Genomic DNA, 16090 nt, shown 5'->3' on the forward strand with positions numbered 1-16090 from the left:
CGTCTATAGAATTGCGCCTCCTTTTAACGGGCGTATTGCGCTCGGTGGGAATAGCAGCCTGGAGTCTGAAATCCAATGCAAAATCAGCAAATCCGTATCAGGTTGAAGGCTTTTGACCATCGCCTGATCGACCAATCCACCCAGGAAATCGTGGAAACCGCGAAACGTACTGGTGCTCAAGTGCGTGGTCCAATTCCACTGCCTACCCGTAAAGAGCGGTTCACCGTTCTGGTCTCCCCGCACGTCAACAAAGACGCGCGCGACCAGTACGAGATCCGTACTCATAAGCGCGTACTGGATATCGTCCAGCCAACGGATAAAACCGTTGATGCACTTATGAAGCTTGATCTTGCGGCCGGTGTGGAAGTGCAGATCAGCCTCGGCTAAGACTCGGTCTTAGTCGTGTAACGCTCTGAAATGGGCGGCCATAGCGGGTGAAAGCCCCGTACACTCATGAGGTTTACAACATGACTATTGGTGTAGTCGGTCGTAAATGCGGTATGACCCGTATTTTCACCGAAGAAGGTGTCTCCATTCCGGTCACGGTCATTGAGATCGAGCCGAATCGCGTCACCCAGTTCAAAACTGAAGAAACCGATGGCTATCGTGCAGTGCAAGTCACTGTCGGCGAGCGTCGTGCTTCGCGTGTGACTGCTGCTCAAGCAGGTCACTTCGCTAAAGCAAACGTTGCAGCTGGTCGTACCGTAATGGAATTCCGTCTTGAAGAAGGCGAGTACCAGGCCGGCGATCTGATCAACGCTGAAATCTTCGCTGCTGGTCAACTGGTTGATGTAACCGGTCAGTCCAAAGGTAAAGGCTTCCAGGGTACGATCAAGCGTTGGAATTTCCGTGGCCAAGACAACACTCACGGTAACTCCGTTTCCCACCGCGTCCCGGGCTCTATTGGCCAGTGCCAGACTCCTGGTCGTGTATTCAAGGGCAAGAAAATGTCCGGTCATATGGGCGCTGAGCGCGTGACCGTGCAGTCCCTCGAAGTAGTGCGCGTCGACGCTGAACGCAATCTGTTGTTGGTCAAGGGTGCTGTTCCTGGCGCTACTGGCGGCAACCTGGTTGTACGTCCAGCGGCCAAGGCTCGCGGTTAAGGGGAAGCTGACATGCAATTAAATGTAAATGACGCTCAAGCGATCGAAGTTTCCGAACTGACATTTGGCGGCGATTTCAACGAGACGCTGGTTCACCAAGCAGTCGTGGCCTATATGGCTGGCGGCCGTCAAGGTAGCAAGCAGCAAAAGACCCGTTCCGACGTTTCTGGTGGCGGCAAGCGCCCTTGGCGTCAGAAAGGTACTGGCCGTGCTCGTGCCGGTACTATTCGTAGCCCAATCTGGCGTGGCGGCGGTACCACTTTCGCAGCTCGTCCACAGGATCACTCCCAGAAGCTCAACAAGAAGATGTATCGCGCTGCTCTGCGCTCCATCCTTGCTGAACTGGTGCGTACTGATCGTCTGGTCGTGGTTCAGGACTTCGCTGTTGAAGCGCCGAAAACCAAAGATCTGCTGAGCAAACTGAATGGCATGGGTCTGACTGATGTCCTGATCGTGTCTGAAGTTGTTGATCAGAACCTGTACCTGGCTGCTCGTAACCTGCCACACGTTGATGTACGTGACGTGCAAGGTTCCGATCCAGTTAGTCTGATCGCATACGACAAGGTGTTGATCACCGTGTCGGCCGTGAAGAAATTCGAGGAGCTGCTGGGATGAACCAGGAACGCGTATTTAAAGTTCTGCTTGGCCCGCACGTTTCCGAGAAGGCTACGGTTCTGGCAGACAAGAAAGGCCAGTTCGTTTTCAAGGTTGCTACTGATGCAACCAAGCTGGAAATCAAGAAGGCCGTCGAAAGCCTGTTCAGCGTGAAAGTAGAGCGTGTTACTACCCTGAACGTTCTGGGTAAGAGCAAGCGCACTGCTCGCGGTCTGGGCAAGCGTAATGACTGGAAGAAGGCAGTTATCTCCCTTCAGCCAGGCCAAGATCTCGATTTCAGCAGCAGTGCTGAGTAAGGAAGGGGTGCATCATGGCAATCGTTAAATGCAAACCGACTTCCCCTGGCCGCCGTTTTGTGGTCAAGGTGGTCAACCAGGAGCTGCATAAAGGCGCTCCTCACGCACCGCTGCTCGAGAAGAAATCGAAGTCTGGTGGTCGTAACAACAATGGCCGTATTACCACTCGTCACATTGGTGGTGGTCATAAGCAGCATTATCGTCTGGTCGACTTCCGTCGCAACGACAAAGATGGCATCGCTGCCACTGTCGAGCGTATCGAATACGATCCAAACCGTACTGCTCACATCGCTCTGCTGCTGTACGCAGATGGCGAGCGTCGCTACATCATCGCCCCTAAAGGCGTGAGCGCTGGCGACCAGCTGATCGCAGGTGCTTTGGCGCCGATCAAGCCGGGCAACGCTCTGCAACTGCGTAACATTCCAGTTGGTAGCACCGTACACGGCATCGAATTGAAGCCGGGTAAAGGCGCGCAAATCGCTCGTTCCGCTGGTGCTTCGGCTCAGCTGATCGCTCGTGAAGGTGTCTACGTGACCCTGCGTCTGCGCTCTGGTGAAATGCGTAAAGTATTGGCTGAATGCCGTGCAACGCTTGGCGAAGTCTCGAACTCCGAGCACAGCCTGCGTTCGCTGGGTAAAGCTGGTGCCAAACGCTGGCGTGGCGTTCGCCCAACCGTTCGTGGTGTTGCCATGAACCCGGTTGACCACCCACATGGTGGTGGTGAAGGTCGTACCTCTGGTGGTCGTCATCCGGTATCGCCATGGGGCTTCCCGACTAAGGGCGCGAAGACTCGTGGTAATAAGCGTACCGACAAAATGATCGTCCGTCGTCGCAAGTAAATAGAGGGATACGACAGTGCCACGTTCTCTGAAAAAAGGTCCTTTTATTGATCTTCACCTACTGAAGAAGATCGAAGTGGCGGCGGAAAAGAACGATCGCAAACCAGTTAAGACCTGGTCGCGCCGTTCCATGATCCTGCCACAAATGGTCGGTTTGACCATTGCTGTGCATAACGGTCGTCAGCATGTTCCAGTTCTCGTGAACGAAGACATGGTCGGCCACAAACTAGGCGAGTTTGCCGGTACCCGCACATATCGTGGGCACGTGGCAGACAAGAAAGCCAAGCGTTAAGGGGTAAGGAACGATGGAAGTAGCCGCTAAGTTGTCGGGCGCTCGAATCTCCGCCCAGAAAGCCCGCTTGGTCGCCGACCAGATCCGCGGGAAGAAGGTGGGCGAAGCGCTCAACCTGTTGGCTTTCAGCAGTAAGAAAGCCGCCGAGATCATCAAGAAAGTGCTGGAGTCGGCCGTAGCCAACGCCGAGCATAACGAAGGCGCAGACGTTGACGACCTTAAAGTCGCCACCGTTTTCGTCAACGAAGGGCGTTCGCTGAAGCGCATCATGCCGCGTGCCAAAGGCCGTGCTGATCGCATCGTCAAGCGGTCTTGCCATATCACTGTCAAGGTTGCTGACAAGTAACGGAGTCGAAGAGATGGGTCAGAAAGTACATCCCATTGGCATTCGCCTGGGAATCGTCAAGGAGCACACCTCTGTCTGGTACGCAGACGGTCGGACTTATGCGGACTATTTGTTCGCTGATCTGAAGGTGCGTGAGTATCTCCAAGACAAACTAAAAAGCGCGTCCGTAAGCCGTATCGATATCCATCGTCCGGCTCAAACTGCACGTATCACCATCCACACCGCTCGTCCAGGTATCGTTATCGGGAAGAAAGGTGAAGATGTTGAGAAACTGCGTCAGGACCTGACCAAGCAAATGGGTGTGCCTGTGCACATCAATATCGAAGAGATCCGCAAGCCGGAACTCGACGGTATGCTGGTTGCGCAGAGCGTAGCTCAGCAGCTGGAGCGTCGCGTAATGTTCCGTCGCGCTATGAAGCGCGCAGTACAGAACGCCATGCGCATTGGTGCCAAAGGCATCAAAATCCAAGTGAGCGGTCGTCTCGGCGGTGCTGAAATCGCACGTACTGAATGGTATCGCGAAGGTCGTGTGCCACTGCACACCCTGCGTGCCGACATCGACTATGCCAACTACGAAGCTCACACCACTTATGGTGTGATCGGTGTAAAGGTTTGGATCTTCAAAGGCGAAGTAATTGGTGGTCGCCAAGAAGAGCTGAAACCACAAGCACCAGCGCCTCGTAAAAAAGCTGCTAAGTAAGGGGTACGCCAAATGTTGCAACCAAAGCGTACGAAGTTCCGCAAGCAGATGACAGGCCACAACCGTGGCTTGGCTCAGCGCGGTAGCAAAGTCAGCTTCGGCGAATATGCGCTGAAGTCTGTTGCTCGTGGTCGTCTCACCGCTCGTCAGATCGAGTCAGCGCGTCGTGCTCTGACCCGTCACGTAAAACGTGGCGGCAAGATCTGGATCCGTGTATTCCCGGACAAGCCTGTTACCAAAAAGCCACTCGAAGTTCGGATGGGTAAAGGTAAGGGTAACGTGGAATATTGGGTTGCCCAGATTCAGCCAGGCAAAGTCCTGTATGAAATCGAGGGTGTTACTGAAGAGCTGGCGCGTGAGGCTTTCGCCCTGGCTGCTGCAAAGCTGCCGCTCGCCACCTCCTTTGTTAAACGGACGGTGATGTGATGAAAGCGAATGAACTTCGTGAAAAATCAGCACAGCAGCTGAACGAGCAACTGCTCGGCCTGCTGCGCGACCAGTTCAATCTGCGCATGCAGAAAGCAACTGGCCAGTTGGGGCAGTCTCACCTGCTCTCGCAAGTTAAGCGTGACATCGCTCGCGTGAAGACTGTGCTCAACCAGCAGGCAGGTAAGTAATCATGGCTGAAGCCGAAAAAACCGTCCGTACGCTGACTGGCCGTGTTGTCAGCGACAAGATGGACAAGACCATCACCGTTCTGATCGAGCGTCGCGTTAAGCACCCGATCTACGGTAAATACGTTAAGCGTTCGACTAAGCTGCACGCGCACGACGAAACCAATCAGTGCCACATCGGCGACAAAGTCACTATTCGTGAAACTCGTCCGCTGGCCAAGACCAAGTCTTGGGCATTGGTTGAAGTTCTCGAACGCGCTGTGGAAGTCTAAGGACTAGGGGTCGGAGAAATTATATGATTCAGACTCAATCCATGCTCGATGTGGCCGATAACAGCGGCGCTCGCCGCGTTATGTGCATCAAGGTGCTGGGTGGCTCCCATCGTCGTTACGCTGGTATCGGTGACATCATCAAAGTTACCGTGAAGGAAGCAATTCCTCGCGGTAAGGTGAAAAAAGGCCAAGTGATGACTGCTGTTGTAGTCCGCACTCGCCATGGTGTCCGTCGTGCTGACGGCTCCATCATCCGCTTTGATGGCAACGCTGCTGTTCTGTTGAACAACAAGCAAGAGCCGATCGGCACCCGTATCTTTGGGCCAGTGACCCGTGAACTTCGTACCGAGAAGTTCATGAAGATCGTCTCGCTCGCCCCAGAAGTGCTGTAAGGAGATCCGACATGCAAAAGATTCGTCGTGACGACGAGATCATCGTGATCGCCGGCAAAGACAAAGGTAAGCGCGGTAAGGTGCTTAAGGTTCTCGCTGACGACCGTCTGGTTGTTGGTGGTCTGAACCTGGTTAAGCGTCATACCAAGCCTAACCCGATGTCGGGCGTACAAGGCGGTATCGTCGAGAAAGAAGCGCCACTGCACGCTTCCAACGTCGCCATTTTCAACGGCGAAACCAACAAGGCTGACCGCGTTGGTTTCAAAGTAGAAGACGGCAAGAAAATTCGTGTCTTCAAGTCGACCCAAAAAGCGGTTGATGCTTGAACACTGCTAGGTAGAAGACCATGGCACGACTAAAAGAGATTTACCGGAAGGAAATCGCACCGAAACTTAAGGAAGAACTTAAGCTTTCGAACGTGATGGAAGTTCCGCGCGTTACCAAAATCACCCTGAACATGGGTCTGGGCGAAGCGATCGGCGACAAAAAAGTCATCGAGCACGCTGTTGCTGACCTGGAAAAGATCACCGGTCAAAAAGTCGTTGTGACTTACGCTCGGAAATCCATCGCTGGCTTTAAAGTCCGTGAAGGTTGGCCGATCGGCGTCAAAGTGACTCTGCGCCGTGAGCGTATGTACGAGTTCCTGGATCGTCTGCTGTCGATCTCCCTGCCTCGGGTTCGCGACTTCCGCGGCCTGAATGCCAAGTCCTTCGATGGTCGTGGTAACTACAGCATGGGCGTTAAAGAGCAGATCATCTTCCCGGAAATCGACTACGACAAGATCGATGCTCTCCGCGGTCTGGACATTACCCTGACCACCACTGCCAAGAACGATGATGAAGGTCGCGCTCTGCTGCGCGCTTTCAAATTCCCGTTCCGCAACTGATTGGAGTAGGAAAATGGCCAAGATGAGCATGAAAAACCGCGAGCTGAAGCGTCAGCTCACGGTTGCCAAGTACGCCAAAAAGCGTGCAGCGCTTAAAGCTATCATCGTTGATCTGAACGCAAGTCCAGAAGCGCGTTGGGAAGCTACCGTAGCTCTGCAGAAGCAGCCACGTGACGCAAGCGCTTCGCGCATGCGTAACCGCTGCCGCCTGACCGGTCGTCCGCACGGCGTTTACCGCAAGTTCGGCCTCGGCCGTAACAAGTTGCGTGAAGCAGCAATGCGTGGCGACGTACCGGGTCTGGTTAAAGCCAGCTGGTAAGTCCTGTCAAAGTCTCGATGTTCGGGATCGCAAGATCCTGACCGTCGGTGGCCTTGAATCTGAATCAAGCCCCTTTTGGGGCTTGATTCATTTCTGGGGTGTGTCTAGAATGACCGGCTCGCCTGAGCCCGTGCCTTTTGTGTGCGGAGTTTTTCGGCGAAGGTTGTAGCCGCAAGGCTTATTTTTTTTGTATCAGGAGCGTCTAGCCCATGAGTATGCAGGACCCGTTAGCGGACATGCTAACTCGAATCCGTAATGCCCAGATGGCTGAAAAGTCCGTCGTAAGCATGCCATCTTCCACGTTGAAGGTAGCTGTAGCAAAAGTCCTGAAGGACGAAGGTTACATCGCGGGTTATCAGATCAGCAGCGAAATCAAACCACTGCTGTCCATCGAGCTGAAGTACTTCGAAGGCCGTCCGGTCATCGAGGAAGTGAAGCGCGTTAGCCGTCCAGGCCTGCGTCAGTACAAGTCCGTCGAGGATCTGCCAAAAGTTCGTGGCGGTCTCGGTGTGTCTATCGTCTCCACCAACAAAGGTGTGATGACGGATCGTGCTGCGCGCGCTGCCGGTGTCGGCGGCGAAGTTCTTTGCACTGTGTTCTAAGGGGGGATAAGCATGTCTCGCGTCGCTAAGAACCCCGTTAAGCTGCCAGCTGGTGTCGAAGTAAAATTCGCAGGCCAACAGCTTTCGGTGAAGGGTGCCAAGGGTACTCTCGAACTGAACATCCATTCGTCCGTTGAGATCGTTGAAGAAGCCGGTGAGCTGCGTTTTGCTGCTCGCAATGGCGATCAACAGACTCGCGCAATGGCCGGTACCACTCGTGCGTTGGTAAACAACATGGTCCAGGGCGTAAGCCAAGGCTTCGAGCGCAAGCTCCAGCTGGTCGGTGTTGGTTACAAAGCGCAAGCAAAAGGCACAGTGCTGAACCTGGCTCTCGGCTTCTCGCACCCAGTGGATTACGAACTGCCGGAAGGCATCACCGCTGAGACTCCTAGCCAGACCGATATCCTGATCCGGGGTATCGATAAGCAGCTGGTAGGTCAAGTGGCCGCCGAGATCCGCGACTTCCGTCCACCAGAGCCTTACAAAGGTAAAGGTGTGCGCTACGCGGACGAAGTCGTCCGTCGTAAAGAAGCCAAGAAGAAGTAGGGCATAGCAAATGACCGACAAAAAAGTTACTCGACTGCGTCGCGCTCGCAAAGCACGCCTGAAAATGCACGAACTCGAAGTCGTGCGTCTCTGCGTGTTCCGCTCTTCGCAGCACATCTACGCCCAGGTCATTTCGGCCGACGGCAACAAAGTCCTGGCAAGCGCCTCGACTTTGGACAAAGAACTGCGTGATGGTGCCACTGGCAACATCGACGCGGCCACTAAGGTTGGCCAGCTGGTCGCTACGCGTGCTAAAGCCGCCGGCGTCTCGCAGGTGGCTTTCGACCGCTCTGGCTTCAAGTACCACGGCCGCGTCAAGGCGCTGGCTGATGCTGCTCGTGAAGCTGGGCTGGAGTTCTAAGTTATGTCAAATAACGACCAAAAGCGCGACGAAGGCTACATCGAGAAGCTGGTTCAAGTTAACCGCGTAGCCAAAACCGTTAAAGGCGGCCGTATCTTCACTTTCACCGCGTTGACCGTGGTTGGTGATGGTAAAGGTCGCGTTGGCTTCGGCCGTGGCAAGTCACGTGAAGTGCCTGCTGCGATCCAGAAAGCAATGGAAGCTGCTCGTCGCAACATGATTCAAGTGGACCTTAACGGCACCACTTTGCAGTACGCAATGAAATCCGCCCATGGCGCTTCCAAGGTGTACATGCAGCCTGCTTCTGAAGGTACCGGTATCATCGCTGGCGGCGCTATGCGTGCTGTCCTCGAGGTTGCTGGCGTTCAGAACGTTCTGGCCAAGTGCTACGGCTCGACTAACCCGGTAAACGTGGTTCACGCCACTTTCAAGGGTTTGAAAGCAATGCAGTCTCCTGAGTCCATTGCCGCCAAGCGTGGCAAAAGCGTCAAGGAGATCTTCTGATCATGGCTACCGTTAAAGTAACGCTGATCAAAAGCATGACCGGCCGTATCCCTAACCACAAATTGTGCGTTAAGGGTCTGGGTCTGCGTCGCATCGGTCACACTGTAGAAGTACTTGATACTCCCGAGAATCGCGGGATGATCAACAAGGCTTACTACATGCTGCGAGTCGAGGGTTAATCGATGAAACTCAATGATCTGAGTCCTGCGCCGGGTTCCCGTCGCGAGAAGCATCGTCCGGGCCGTGGTATCGGTAGTGGTTTGGGTAAGACTGGTGGCCGTGGTCACAAAGGTCAGTCCTCCCGCTCCGGTGGCACCATTGCTCCAGGCTTTGAAGGCGGTCAACAGCCGCTGCATCGTCGTCTGCCGAAGTTCGGTTTCGTTTCCCTGAAGGCTATGGACCGCGCAGAAGTGCGTCTGTCCGAACTGGCTAAAGTGGAAGGCGATATCGTCACCGTGCAGTCCCTGAAGGATGCCAACGTGATTAACCAAAACGTACAGCGTGTGAAAATCATGCTGTCCGGTGAAGTTACTCGCGCAGTCACCATCAAGGGTATCGCCGCCACCAAAGGTGCGCGTGCGGCTATCGAAGCAGCTGGCGGCAAGTTCGAGGAATAAATGGCTAAGCAAGGTGCTCTCTCAGCGCTCAGCAAAGGCGGGTTATCCGAGCTCTGGGCTCGACTGCGTTTTCTATTCCTGGCGATTATCGTCTACCGGATAGGCGCACACATCCCAGTTCCAGGTATCAACCCGGACCGGCTGGCGGACCTGTTTCGACAGAATGAGGGGACCATTCTTAGCTTGTTCAACATGTTTTCCGGCGGCGCGCTGGAACGGATGAGCATCTTTGCACTGGGGATCATGCCGTACATTTCGGCATCGATCATCATGCAATTGATGACCGCCGTCAGCCCGCAGCTGGAGCAGTTGAAGAAGGAAGGTGAGGCTGGTCGTCGTAAGATCAGTCAATACACCCGCTATGGCACCGTCGCCCTTGCTCTTGTTCAGGCTATCGGCATGTCCGTTGGGCTGGCGGGGCAGGGCGTTGCGTTCACTGGTGACTTTGGCTTCCATTTCGTCGCGGTATCCACGTTTGTGGCTGGTGCGATGTTCATGATGTGGCTGGGTGAGCAGATTACTGAGCGTGGTGTTGGTAACGGTATCTCGATGTTGATTTTTTCGGGTATCGTCGCCGGTCTTCCGAGAGCGATCGGGCAGTCTTTCGAGTCTGCGCGTCAGGGTGATATCAATATCTTCGCCCTGGTTGCCATCGGTTTGCTGGCAGTAGCGATTATCGGTTTCGTGGTGTTCATTGAGCGTGGTCAGCGGCGTATCGCCGTTCATTACGCCAAGCGTCAGCAGGGCCGTAAGGTGTTTGCTGCGCAGACTAGCCACTTGCCGCTGAAAGTGAATATGGCCGGTGTTATTCCTGCTATTTTCGCGAGCAGCATTTTGCTGTTCCCGGCTTCGTTGGGTGCCTGGTTCGGTCAGTCTGAAGGTATGGGCTGGTTGCAGGACATCTCGCAGTCGATCGCTCCTGGTCAGCCGTTGAATATTCTGCTGTTTAGTGCAGGGATTATTTTCTTCTGCTTCTTCTATACGGCGTTGATGTTCAATCCGAAAGACGTAGCGGAAAACCTGAAGAAGTCCGGTGCCTTTATTCCGGGTATCCGTCCAGGTGAGCAGTCTGCACGCTATATTGATGGCGTTCTGACCCGCTTGACCATGTTCGGTGCTCTATATATGACGGCCGTGTGCCTGTTGCCCCAGTTCCTGGTGGTTGCAGCAAACGTTCCGTTCTACCTTGGCGGGACCTCGTTGCTGATCGTGGTCGTGGTTGTTATGGACTTTATGTCCCAAGTACAATCGCACCTCGTTTCGCACCAGTACGAATCCCTGATGAAGAAAGCCAACCTGAAGGGTTACGGCAGCGGCATGTTGCGCTGAGTACCCATAAGGTTCGAGGAGTTGGTGATGAAAGTTCGTGCATCGGTGAAAAAGCTGTGCCGTAACTGCAAAATTATTCGCCGCGAAGGTGTTGTTCGAGTAATTTGCAGCGCGGAACCGCGTCACAAACAGCGCCAAGGCTGAGTGTGATCCGCTTGAAGCCCAGCAGCTAGTGCGCTGCTGGGTTGATTATTTGTTATTACAGCGATATTATCTCGCGCCCTATTTCTTGGCTTCCGGGGCGTAGGTAGCTGTCAATTGGAGTCCCACTGAATGGCCCGTATTGCAGGCGTTAACATTCCAGATAACAAGCACACTGTTATCTCGCTGACCTACATCTATGGTGTTGGTCGCACTACTGCACAGAAAATTTGTGCAGTGACTGGGGTCAACCCAGCCGCAAAGATCAAGGATCTGAGCGACGAGCAGATTGAACAGCTGCGTGGCGAAGTGGCGAAGTTCACCACTGAAGGTGACCTGCGTCGCGAAATCAACATGAAAATCAAGCGTTTGATGGACCTCGGTTGCTATCGCGGTCTGCGTCATCGTCGTGGTCTTCCAGTACGCGGTCAGCGTACCAAGACTAACGCGCGTACCCGTAAAGGTCCGCGTAAGCCGATCCGCAAGTAATCGCCCCAGCGAATCGACAGGAATTTAATCATGGCAAAACCTGCTGCTCGTCCTCGTAAAAAAGTCAAAAAGACAGTGGTTGATGGCATCGCCCACATCCACGCGTCTTTTAACAACACCATCGTGACCATCACCGACCGTCAAGGTAATGCGCTTTCTTGGGCTACCTCCGGTGGTTCGGGTTTCCGCGGTTCTCGCAAGTCCACTCCGTTCGCTGCTCAAGTAGCTGCTGAACGTGCTGGTCAAGCTGCGCTGGAATATGGCCTGAAAAACCTCGACGTTAACGTCAAAGGTCCAGGTCCAGGTCGTGAGTCCGCTGTCCGTGCATTGAACGGCTGTGGCTATAAGATCGCCAGCATCACCGACGTGACGCCAATCCCGCACAACGGGTGCCGTCCGCCGAAGAAGCGCCGCGTGTAATCCAGGAGATTGTAAAGAATGGCTCGTTACATTGGTCCAAAATGCAAACTCGCTCGTCGCGAAGGCACCGATCTCTTCCTGAAGAGCGGCGTGCGCGCGATCGAATCGAAGTGCAACATTGAAGCAGCACCTGGTATCCACGGCCAACGCCGCGGTCGCCAGTCCGATTACGGCACCCAACTGCGTGAAAAGCAGAAGGTCCGTCGTATTTATGGCGTTCTCGAGCGTCAGTTCAGCGGTTACTACAAAGAAGCTGCCGGCAAGAAAGGCGCTACTGGTGAGAACCTGTTGCAACTGCTCGAATGCCGTCTGGACAACGTTGTATACCGTATGGGTTTTGGCTCTACTCGTGCCGAATCCCGTCAGCTGGTATCGCACAAATCCGTCAGCGTTAACGGTCAGACCGTAAACGTGCCGTCTTACCAGGTTCGTGCTGGTGACGTGGTCGCGATTCGCGAGAAAGCAAAGAACCAACTTCGCATTGTCCAAGCTCTCGATCTGTGTGCCCAACGTGGCCGCGTAGAATGGGTAGAAGTAGACACTGAGAAGAAGTCGGGCGTTTTCAAGAACGTTCCTGCTCGCAGTGATCTGTCCGCCGACATCAACGAAAGCCTGATTGTCGAGCTCTACTCCAAGTAAGGGCTAGAAAATAGGTGCATCCATGCAGATTTCGGTAAATGAGTTCCTGACACCCCGCCATATTGATGTGCAGGTTGTCAGTCCAACCCGCGCCAAGATCACTCTCGAGCCTCTCGAGCGTGGTTTCGGCCACACCCTGGGCAACGCGCTGCGCCGCATCCTGTTGTCCTCAATGCCCGGCTGTGCAGTAGTCGAGGCCGAGATTGACGGTGTGCTCCACGAGTACAGCGCCATCGAAGGTGTACAGGAAGACGTAATTGAAATCCTGTTGAACCTTAAAGGTCTGGCTATCAAGCTGCATGGCCGTGACGAAGTTACGCTGACCTTGTCGAAGAAGGGTTCGGGGGTGGTTACCGCTGCCGATATTCAGCTGGATCATGATGTCGAGATCGTTAATCCCGATCACGTAATCGCTAACCTGGCGTCTAACGGCGCCCTGAACATGAAGCTCACTGTAGCTCGTGGTCGTGGTTATGAACCGGCCGACTCGCGTCAGAGCGATGAAGACGAAAGCCGCAGCATCGGTCGCTTGCAGCTTGACTCTTCGTTCAGCCCGGTTCGCCGTATCGCATACGTGGTGGAAAACGCCCGTGTCGAGCAGCGTACTAACCTGGACAAGCTGGTTATTGATCTGGAAACCAACGGTACTCTGGATCCTGAAGAGGCTATCCGTCGTGCTGCAACCATTCTGCAACAGCAGTTGGCTGCGTTCGTCGACCTCAAAGGTGACAGTGAGCCAGTGGTAATCGAGCAGGAAGACGAGATCGATCCGATCCTGCTTCGCCCGGTTGACGATCTGGAACTGACTGTACGTTCGGCTAACTGCCTTAAGGCGGAAAACATTTACTACATCGGCGACCTGATTCAGCGTACCGAAGTAGAACTGTTGAAGACTCCGAACCTGGGCAAGAAATCCTTGACTGAAATCAAGGACGTTCTGGCCTCCCGCGGTCTGTCCCTCGGCATGCGCCTCGACAACTGGCCGCCTGCAAGTCTTAAGAAGGACGACAAGGCGACTGCCTGATCGTCGTAATCACCGAACGTGAGTTTGGTAAGGAATGAACCATGCGTCATCGTAAAAGTGGTCGTCACCTGAGCCGTACCAGCTCGCACCGCAAGGCCATGTTTCAAAACATGGCGGTGTCGCTGTTCGAGCACGAGCTGATCAAAACTACACTGCCGAAAGCCAAAGAACTGCGTCGCGTTGCTGAGCCGCTGATCACTTTGGCCAAGACAGACAGCCTGGCTAACCGCCGTCTGGCCTTCGACCGTACTCGTTCGAAAGCCATCGTTGGTAAGCTCTTCAACGACCTGGGCAAGCGTTACGCTACCCGTGAGGGTGGCTACCTGCGCATCCTCAAGTGCGGTTTCCGCGCTGGCGACAACGCGCCTATGGCGTACGTCGAGTTGGTTGATCGTGCTGTCGGCGGTGAAGCTGTATCCGCTGAGTAAGACGTCAGACTGAACAAAGAACCGGGCCTAGTGCCCGGTTTTTTGTGTTCGCCATATTAGTAAATTTCTATCGATAGCAATGAATTAATGAATTTGATGGTGTCATCTCGACGGTCAATACTCCCGCTCAGCCGATTAGCCGGCAGTTCAAAGACTGACAGAGGAAGTTTGAGCATGAGCCAGAAAAAAACGCTTACTACCGCCAGTGGTGCCCCTGTAGCTGATAACCAGAATTCTCGTTCCGCCGGCCCACGTGGCCCGCTGCTGCTCGACGACTTTCACCTGATCGAGAAGCTTGCCCACTTCAACCGTGAAAACATCCCCGAGCGCCGTGTCCACGCCAAAGGTTCGGGTGCTTACGGTACATTCACCGTTTCCCGTGATATCACCCAATACACGAGCGCCAAGCTGTTCGAGTTCGTCGGCAAGCAAACCCCAACCTTCTTACGCTTCTCTACTGTAGGTGGTGAGCGCGGCTCGGCTGATACCGAGCGTGATCCACGTGGCTTCGCTTTGAAGTTCTATACCGAAGAAGGCAACTGGGACATTGTTGGCAACAACACTCCAGTGTTCTTTATCCGTGATCCACTGAAATTCCCGGACTTTATCCACACCCAAAAACGCCTGCCGCAAAGCAACCTGAAGAGCGCGCAGATGATGTGGGACTTCTGGTCGCATTCGCCTGAAGCGTTGCATCAGATCACCATCCTGTTCTCGGATCGCGGGATCCCTGACGGCTATCGCCACATGCACGGCTTTGGTAGTCACACCTACAGCCTGATCAACGCCAAGGGCGAGCGGCACTGGGTGAAATGGCATTACAAAACCAGGCAGGGAATCAAGAATCTGGGGCCGGCGGAAGCCGCACGGCTGGCCGGTACTGATCCAGACTATGCCCAGCGTGACCTGTTTGGGGCAATCGAGCGTGGTGACTTCCCGAAATGGCGCGTGAGCATTCAGATCATGACCGAGGCCCAAGCCGCGGCGCACTATGAGAACCCGTTTGATGTGACCAAGACCTGGTCGCAGAAGGAGTTCCCGCTGATCGAAGTGGGTGAACTGGAACTCAATCGTAATCCGCAGAATTACTTCGCTGAAGTCGAGCAGGCGGCTTTTGCTCCAAGCAACATGGTGCCAGGTGTTGGGCTGTCGCCGGATCGCATGCTGCAAGGCCGCGTGTTCGCCTATGCCGATGCACACCGCTATCGTATTGGCACCAATCACCAGCATTTGCCGGTGAATGCGCCGAAGAGTCCGGTCAACAGCTACCAGCGTGATGGCTCCATGGCGTTTGGCAGCAACGCAGGTGCTACTCCGAACTACGAGCCAAACAGCTACGCTGACGCACCGAAACAAGCGCCGCAGTACGCAGAGCCAGCGCTGGCTTTGAGTGGTGCCGCAGATCGGTACGATCATCGCGAAGATACCGACTATTACAGTCACGCCGGTGCGCTGTTCCGCTTGATGAACGATGAGCAGAAGGCGCTGCTGATCAACAACATTGCGGGGGCCATGAGCGGAGTTTCGGCCGATGTCGTTCAGCGTCAACTGCAGCACTTCTCCAAGGCCGATGCCGCTTACGGGGAAGGTATCGCCAAGGCGTTGGGTGTACAGCTTAACTAAGTCTAAGTGATAAACGAAACCGCCCTCATTTGGGCGGTTTTCGTTTCAGTTCGCCGGTTTTTCTCGACAATTTCGCACCTTCCAGGCTTTTTTGAAGTGACCTGTAAGTCAGCTTGGTTCAAACTACAAGCTTTCAAGCAGGGAGATGCAGAGCGATGCAAGGCCACCCGGATGTAATCGATTACCTCAACACGTTGCTGACGGGCGAACTGGCGGCGCGTGATCAATATTTCATCCATTCGCGGATGTATGAGGACTGGGGCTTCAGCGAGCTCTACGAGCGCATCAATCACGAGATGGAAGAAGAAGCGCAACACGCTGACGCCTTGATGCGTCGGATCCTGATGCTTGAGGGTACGCCGCGTATGCGTCCGGATGACCTGGACACTGGTACCACGGTGCCTGAGATGCTCGCCAGTGACCTGCGCCTGGAATACAAGGTCCGTGCCGCACTCTGCAAGGGCATTGAGCTTTGTGAGTTGCACAAGGACTATGTCAGCCGCGAGATCCTGCGTGTCCAGTTGGCCGACACCGAAGAAGATCACACCTATTGGCTTGAGAAGCAGCTGGGTCTGATCAAATTGGTCGGCCTGGAGAACTATCTGCAATCGCAGTTCTGAATCCCGCCGGTGCTTTGCTCGCGATAGCGGTCTAACAGATACAAAAAAGCCCCTGTCACTGACGAAGTGACAG

At 54.5% G+C, this 16090-nt stretch carries 30 protein-coding genes; all 30 read left to right on the forward strand.

The window, feature by feature from the left end; translation table 11 throughout:
- Positions 1–75: 75 nt before the first annotated feature.
- Positions 76–387, forward strand: coding sequence for a 30S ribosomal protein S10 (rpsJ, locus tag AC07W5_RS25510; protein ID WP_003186070.1), 312 nt, complete (start codon positions 76–78; stop codon positions 385–387).
- Positions 388–467: 80 nt separating this feature from the next.
- Positions 468–1103, forward strand: coding sequence for a 50S ribosomal protein L3 (gene rplC / locus AC07W5_RS25515; protein ID WP_003186059.1), 636 nt, complete (start codon positions 468–470; stop codon positions 1101–1103).
- A gap of 12 nt (positions 1104–1115) precedes the next feature.
- Positions 1116–1718 (forward strand): 50S ribosomal protein L4, encoded by a 603-nt coding sequence (rplD, locus tag AC07W5_RS25520; RefSeq protein WP_494994970.1) that lies wholly within the window; start codon positions 1116–1118, stop codon positions 1716–1718.
- A complete protein-coding gene (gene rplW, locus AC07W5_RS25525; RefSeq protein ID WP_002555488.1) occupies positions 1715–2014 on the forward strand; it encodes a 50S ribosomal protein L23 in 300 nt (99 codons plus the stop codon). Before rplD ends, rplW begins: the two co-directional genes overlap by 4 nt.
- A 14-nt stretch (positions 2015–2028) precedes the next feature.
- Positions 2029–2853, forward strand: coding sequence for a 50S ribosomal protein L2 (gene rplB / locus AC07W5_RS25530; RefSeq protein WP_003186055.1), 825 nt, complete (start codon positions 2029–2031; stop codon positions 2851–2853).
- Positions 2854–2869: 16 nt separating this feature from the next.
- Positions 2870–3145: a 30S ribosomal protein S19 gene (rpsS, locus tag AC07W5_RS25535; protein WP_002555486.1), complete on the forward strand. Its 276-nt coding sequence runs from the start codon at positions 2870–2872 to the stop codon at positions 3143–3145.
- A 13-nt stretch (positions 3146–3158) separates the two neighbouring features.
- Positions 3159–3491 (forward strand): 50S ribosomal protein L22, encoded by a 333-nt coding sequence (rplV, locus tag AC07W5_RS25540; protein ID WP_419116571.1) that lies wholly within the window; start codon positions 3159–3161, stop codon positions 3489–3491.
- Between the two features lie 13 nt (positions 3492–3504).
- Positions 3505–4191 (forward strand): 30S ribosomal protein S3, encoded by a 687-nt coding sequence (gene rpsC, locus AC07W5_RS25545; RefSeq protein WP_003176422.1) that lies wholly within the window; start codon positions 3505–3507, stop codon positions 4189–4191.
- 12 nt (positions 4192–4203) lie between these two features.
- Positions 4204–4617: a 50S ribosomal protein L16 gene (gene rplP, locus AC07W5_RS25550; protein WP_095080428.1), complete on the forward strand. Its 414-nt coding sequence runs from the start codon at positions 4204–4206 to the stop codon at positions 4615–4617.
- On the forward strand, positions 4617–4808 hold the full coding sequence (gene rpmC, locus AC07W5_RS25555; RefSeq protein ID WP_002555481.1) for a 50S ribosomal protein L29: 192 nt from the start codon (positions 4617–4619) through the stop codon (positions 4806–4808). Before rplP ends, rpmC begins: the two co-directional genes overlap by 1 nt.
- Before the next feature lie 2 nt (positions 4809–4810).
- Positions 4811–5077 (forward strand): 30S ribosomal protein S17, encoded by a 267-nt coding sequence (gene rpsQ / locus AC07W5_RS25560; protein WP_096514759.1) that lies wholly within the window; start codon positions 4811–4813, stop codon positions 5075–5077.
- A gap of 23 nt (positions 5078–5100) precedes the next feature.
- Positions 5101–5469 carry a 50S ribosomal protein L14 gene (gene rplN, locus AC07W5_RS25565; RefSeq protein ID WP_002555479.1) on the forward strand — a complete coding sequence of 123 codons (369 nt, stop codon included), beginning with the start codon at positions 5101–5103 and terminating at the stop codon, positions 5467–5469.
- An 11-nt stretch (positions 5470–5480) separates the two neighbouring features.
- Positions 5481–5795, forward strand: coding sequence for a 50S ribosomal protein L24 (rplX, locus tag AC07W5_RS25570; protein WP_007896770.1), 315 nt, complete (start codon positions 5481–5483; stop codon positions 5793–5795).
- 20 nt (positions 5796–5815) lie between these two features.
- The gene (gene rplE / locus AC07W5_RS25575) at positions 5816–6355 is read left to right on the forward strand and encodes a 50S ribosomal protein L5 (protein WP_003210069.1); all 540 of its coding nucleotides are present in this window, start codon (positions 5816–5818) and stop codon (positions 6353–6355) included.
- A 13-nt stretch (positions 6356–6368) separates the two neighbouring features.
- Positions 6369–6674, forward strand: coding sequence for a 30S ribosomal protein S14 (rpsN, locus tag AC07W5_RS25580; protein ID WP_003176414.1), 306 nt, complete (start codon positions 6369–6371; stop codon positions 6672–6674).
- 209 nt (positions 6675–6883) lie between these two features.
- Positions 6884–7276 carry a 30S ribosomal protein S8 gene (gene rpsH, locus AC07W5_RS25585; RefSeq protein WP_017848802.1) on the forward strand — a complete coding sequence of 131 codons (393 nt, stop codon included), beginning with the start codon at positions 6884–6886 and terminating at the stop codon, positions 7274–7276.
- Between the two features lie 12 nt (positions 7277–7288).
- On the forward strand, positions 7289–7822 hold the full coding sequence (gene rplF / locus AC07W5_RS25590) for a 50S ribosomal protein L6 (RefSeq protein ID WP_007896774.1): 534 nt from the start codon (positions 7289–7291) through the stop codon (positions 7820–7822).
- Between the two features lie 10 nt (positions 7823–7832).
- Positions 7833–8183 (forward strand): 50S ribosomal protein L18, encoded by a 351-nt coding sequence (gene rplR / locus AC07W5_RS25595; protein WP_003186037.1) that lies wholly within the window; start codon positions 7833–7835, stop codon positions 8181–8183.
- A gap of 3 nt (positions 8184–8186) precedes the next feature.
- Positions 8187–8687, forward strand: coding sequence for a 30S ribosomal protein S5 (rpsE, locus tag AC07W5_RS25600; RefSeq protein ID WP_003186035.1), 501 nt, complete (start codon positions 8187–8189; stop codon positions 8685–8687).
- A gap of 2 nt (positions 8688–8689) precedes the next feature.
- Positions 8690–8866, forward strand: a complete 177-nt coding sequence (rpmD, locus tag AC07W5_RS25605) for a 50S ribosomal protein L30 (RefSeq protein ID WP_003186033.1) — start codon at positions 8690–8692, stop codon at positions 8864–8866.
- Between the two features lie 3 nt (positions 8867–8869).
- The gene (rplO, locus tag AC07W5_RS25610; protein WP_002555470.1) at positions 8870–9304 is read left to right on the forward strand and encodes a 50S ribosomal protein L15; all 435 of its coding nucleotides are present in this window, start codon (positions 8870–8872) and stop codon (positions 9302–9304) included.
- Positions 9305–10633, forward strand: coding sequence for a preprotein translocase subunit SecY (gene secY / locus AC07W5_RS25615; protein ID WP_494994971.1), 1329 nt, complete (start codon positions 9305–9307; stop codon positions 10631–10633).
- A gap of 27 nt (positions 10634–10660) precedes the next feature.
- Complete coding sequence (gene rpmJ / locus AC07W5_RS25620) at positions 10661–10777, forward strand: 50S ribosomal protein L36 (protein ID WP_002555468.1); 117 nt, start codon at positions 10661–10663, stop codon at positions 10775–10777.
- A gap of 129 nt (positions 10778–10906) precedes the next feature.
- Positions 10907–11263, forward strand: a complete 357-nt coding sequence (gene rpsM / locus AC07W5_RS25625) for a 30S ribosomal protein S13 (protein WP_003186020.1) — start codon at positions 10907–10909, stop codon at positions 11261–11263.
- Positions 11264–11293: 30 nt separating this feature from the next.
- Positions 11294–11683: a 30S ribosomal protein S11 gene (gene rpsK, locus AC07W5_RS25630; RefSeq protein ID WP_002555466.1), complete on the forward strand. Its 390-nt coding sequence runs from the start codon at positions 11294–11296 to the stop codon at positions 11681–11683.
- Between the two features lie 18 nt (positions 11684–11701).
- Positions 11702–12322, forward strand: coding sequence for a 30S ribosomal protein S4 (gene rpsD / locus AC07W5_RS25635; protein WP_003210056.1), 621 nt, complete (start codon positions 11702–11704; stop codon positions 12320–12322).
- A gap of 22 nt (positions 12323–12344) precedes the next feature.
- Positions 12345–13346 (forward strand): DNA-directed RNA polymerase subunit alpha, encoded by a 1002-nt coding sequence (locus AC07W5_RS25640; RefSeq protein ID WP_003176403.1) that lies wholly within the window; start codon positions 12345–12347, stop codon positions 13344–13346.
- Positions 13347–13387: 41 nt separating this feature from the next.
- Positions 13388–13774, forward strand: a complete 387-nt coding sequence (gene rplQ / locus AC07W5_RS25645; RefSeq protein WP_007924175.1) for a 50S ribosomal protein L17 — start codon at positions 13388–13390, stop codon at positions 13772–13774.
- Between the two features lie 174 nt (positions 13775–13948).
- Positions 13949–15397 carry a catalase gene (locus AC07W5_RS25650; RefSeq protein WP_495024536.1) on the forward strand — a complete coding sequence of 483 codons (1449 nt, stop codon included), beginning with the start codon at positions 13949–13951 and terminating at the stop codon, positions 15395–15397.
- A gap of 155 nt (positions 15398–15552) precedes the next feature.
- Positions 15553–16017: a bacterioferritin gene (gene bfr, locus AC07W5_RS25655; RefSeq protein WP_494994973.1), complete on the forward strand. Its 465-nt coding sequence runs from the start codon at positions 15553–15555 to the stop codon at positions 16015–16017.
- Positions 16018–16090 lie beyond the last annotated feature (73 nt).

The sequence above is a fragment of the Pseudomonas sp. GW821-FHT01E05 genome (assembly GCF_059422425.1).

What these genes read in the sequence shown, in the direction of transcription:
- rplD (WP_494994970.1), top strand. Translation starts at nt 1,116, where the DNA reads ATGCAATTAAATGTAAATGACGCTCAAGCGATCGAAGTTTCCGAACTG.
- rpsJ (WP_003186070.1), top strand. Translation starts at nt 76, where the DNA reads ATGCAAAATCAGCAAATCCGTATCAGGTTGAAGGCTTTTGACCATCGC.
- rpsE (WP_003186035.1), top strand. Translation starts at nt 8,187, where the DNA reads ATGTCAAATAACGACCAAAAGCGCGACGAAGGCTACATCGAGAAGCTG.
- rplF (WP_007896774.1), top strand. Translation starts at nt 7,289, where the DNA reads ATGTCTCGCGTCGCTAAGAACCCCGTTAAGCTGCCAGCTGGTGTCGAA.
- bfr (WP_494994973.1), top strand. Translation starts at nt 15,553, where the DNA reads ATGCAAGGCCACCCGGATGTAATCGATTACCTCAACACGTTGCTGACG.
- rpsC (WP_003176422.1), top strand. Translation starts at nt 3,505, where the DNA reads ATGGGTCAGAAAGTACATCCCATTGGCATTCGCCTGGGAATCGTCAAG.
- rplR (WP_003186037.1), top strand. Translation starts at nt 7,833, where the DNA reads ATGACCGACAAAAAAGTTACTCGACTGCGTCGCGCTCGCAAAGCACGC.
- AC07W5_RS25650 (WP_495024536.1), top strand. Translation starts at nt 13,949, where the DNA reads ATGAGCCAGAAAAAAACGCTTACTACCGCCAGTGGTGCCCCTGTAGCT.
- rplN (WP_002555479.1), top strand. Translation starts at nt 5,101, where the DNA reads ATGATTCAGACTCAATCCATGCTCGATGTGGCCGATAACAGCGGCGCT.
- rplQ (WP_007924175.1), top strand. Translation starts at nt 13,388, where the DNA reads ATGCGTCATCGTAAAAGTGGTCGTCACCTGAGCCGTACCAGCTCGCAC.
- AC07W5_RS25640 (WP_003176403.1), top strand. Translation starts at nt 12,345, where the DNA reads ATGCAGATTTCGGTAAATGAGTTCCTGACACCCCGCCATATTGATGTG.
- rpsK (WP_002555466.1), top strand. Translation starts at nt 11,294, where the DNA reads ATGGCAAAACCTGCTGCTCGTCCTCGTAAAAAAGTCAAAAAGACAGTG.
- rplX (WP_007896770.1), top strand. Translation starts at nt 5,481, where the DNA reads ATGCAAAAGATTCGTCGTGACGACGAGATCATCGTGATCGCCGGCAAA.
- rplV (WP_419116571.1), top strand. Translation starts at nt 3,159, where the DNA reads ATGGAAGTAGCCGCTAAGTTGTCGGGCGCTCGAATCTCCGCCCAGAAA.
- rpmD (WP_003186033.1), top strand. Translation starts at nt 8,690, where the DNA reads ATGGCTACCGTTAAAGTAACGCTGATCAAAAGCATGACCGGCCGTATC.
- rplO (WP_002555470.1), top strand. Translation starts at nt 8,870, where the DNA reads ATGAAACTCAATGATCTGAGTCCTGCGCCGGGTTCCCGTCGCGAGAAG.
- rplB (WP_003186055.1), top strand. Translation starts at nt 2,029, where the DNA reads ATGGCAATCGTTAAATGCAAACCGACTTCCCCTGGCCGCCGTTTTGTG.
- rplP (WP_095080428.1), top strand. Translation starts at nt 4,204, where the DNA reads ATGTTGCAACCAAAGCGTACGAAGTTCCGCAAGCAGATGACAGGCCAC.
- rplE (WP_003210069.1), top strand. Translation starts at nt 5,816, where the DNA reads ATGGCACGACTAAAAGAGATTTACCGGAAGGAAATCGCACCGAAACTT.
- rpsH (WP_017848802.1), top strand. Translation starts at nt 6,884, where the DNA reads ATGAGTATGCAGGACCCGTTAGCGGACATGCTAACTCGAATCCGTAAT.
- rpsM (WP_003186020.1), top strand. Translation starts at nt 10,907, where the DNA reads ATGGCCCGTATTGCAGGCGTTAACATTCCAGATAACAAGCACACTGTT.
- rplW (WP_002555488.1), top strand. Translation starts at nt 1,715, where the DNA reads ATGAACCAGGAACGCGTATTTAAAGTTCTGCTTGGCCCGCACGTTTCC.
- rpsD (WP_003210056.1), top strand. Translation starts at nt 11,702, where the DNA reads ATGGCTCGTTACATTGGTCCAAAATGCAAACTCGCTCGTCGCGAAGGC.
- secY (WP_494994971.1), top strand. Translation starts at nt 9,305, where the DNA reads ATGGCTAAGCAAGGTGCTCTCTCAGCGCTCAGCAAAGGCGGGTTATCC.
- rpmJ (WP_002555468.1), top strand. Translation starts at nt 10,661, where the DNA reads ATGAAAGTTCGTGCATCGGTGAAAAAGCTGTGCCGTAACTGCAAAATT.
- rpmC (WP_002555481.1), top strand. Translation starts at nt 4,617, where the DNA reads ATGAAAGCGAATGAACTTCGTGAAAAATCAGCACAGCAGCTGAACGAG.
- rpsQ (WP_096514759.1), top strand. Translation starts at nt 4,811, where the DNA reads ATGGCTGAAGCCGAAAAAACCGTCCGTACGCTGACTGGCCGTGTTGTC.
- rplC (WP_003186059.1), top strand. Translation starts at nt 468, where the DNA reads ATGACTATTGGTGTAGTCGGTCGTAAATGCGGTATGACCCGTATTTTC.
- rpsN (WP_003176414.1), top strand. Translation starts at nt 6,369, where the DNA reads ATGGCCAAGATGAGCATGAAAAACCGCGAGCTGAAGCGTCAGCTCACG.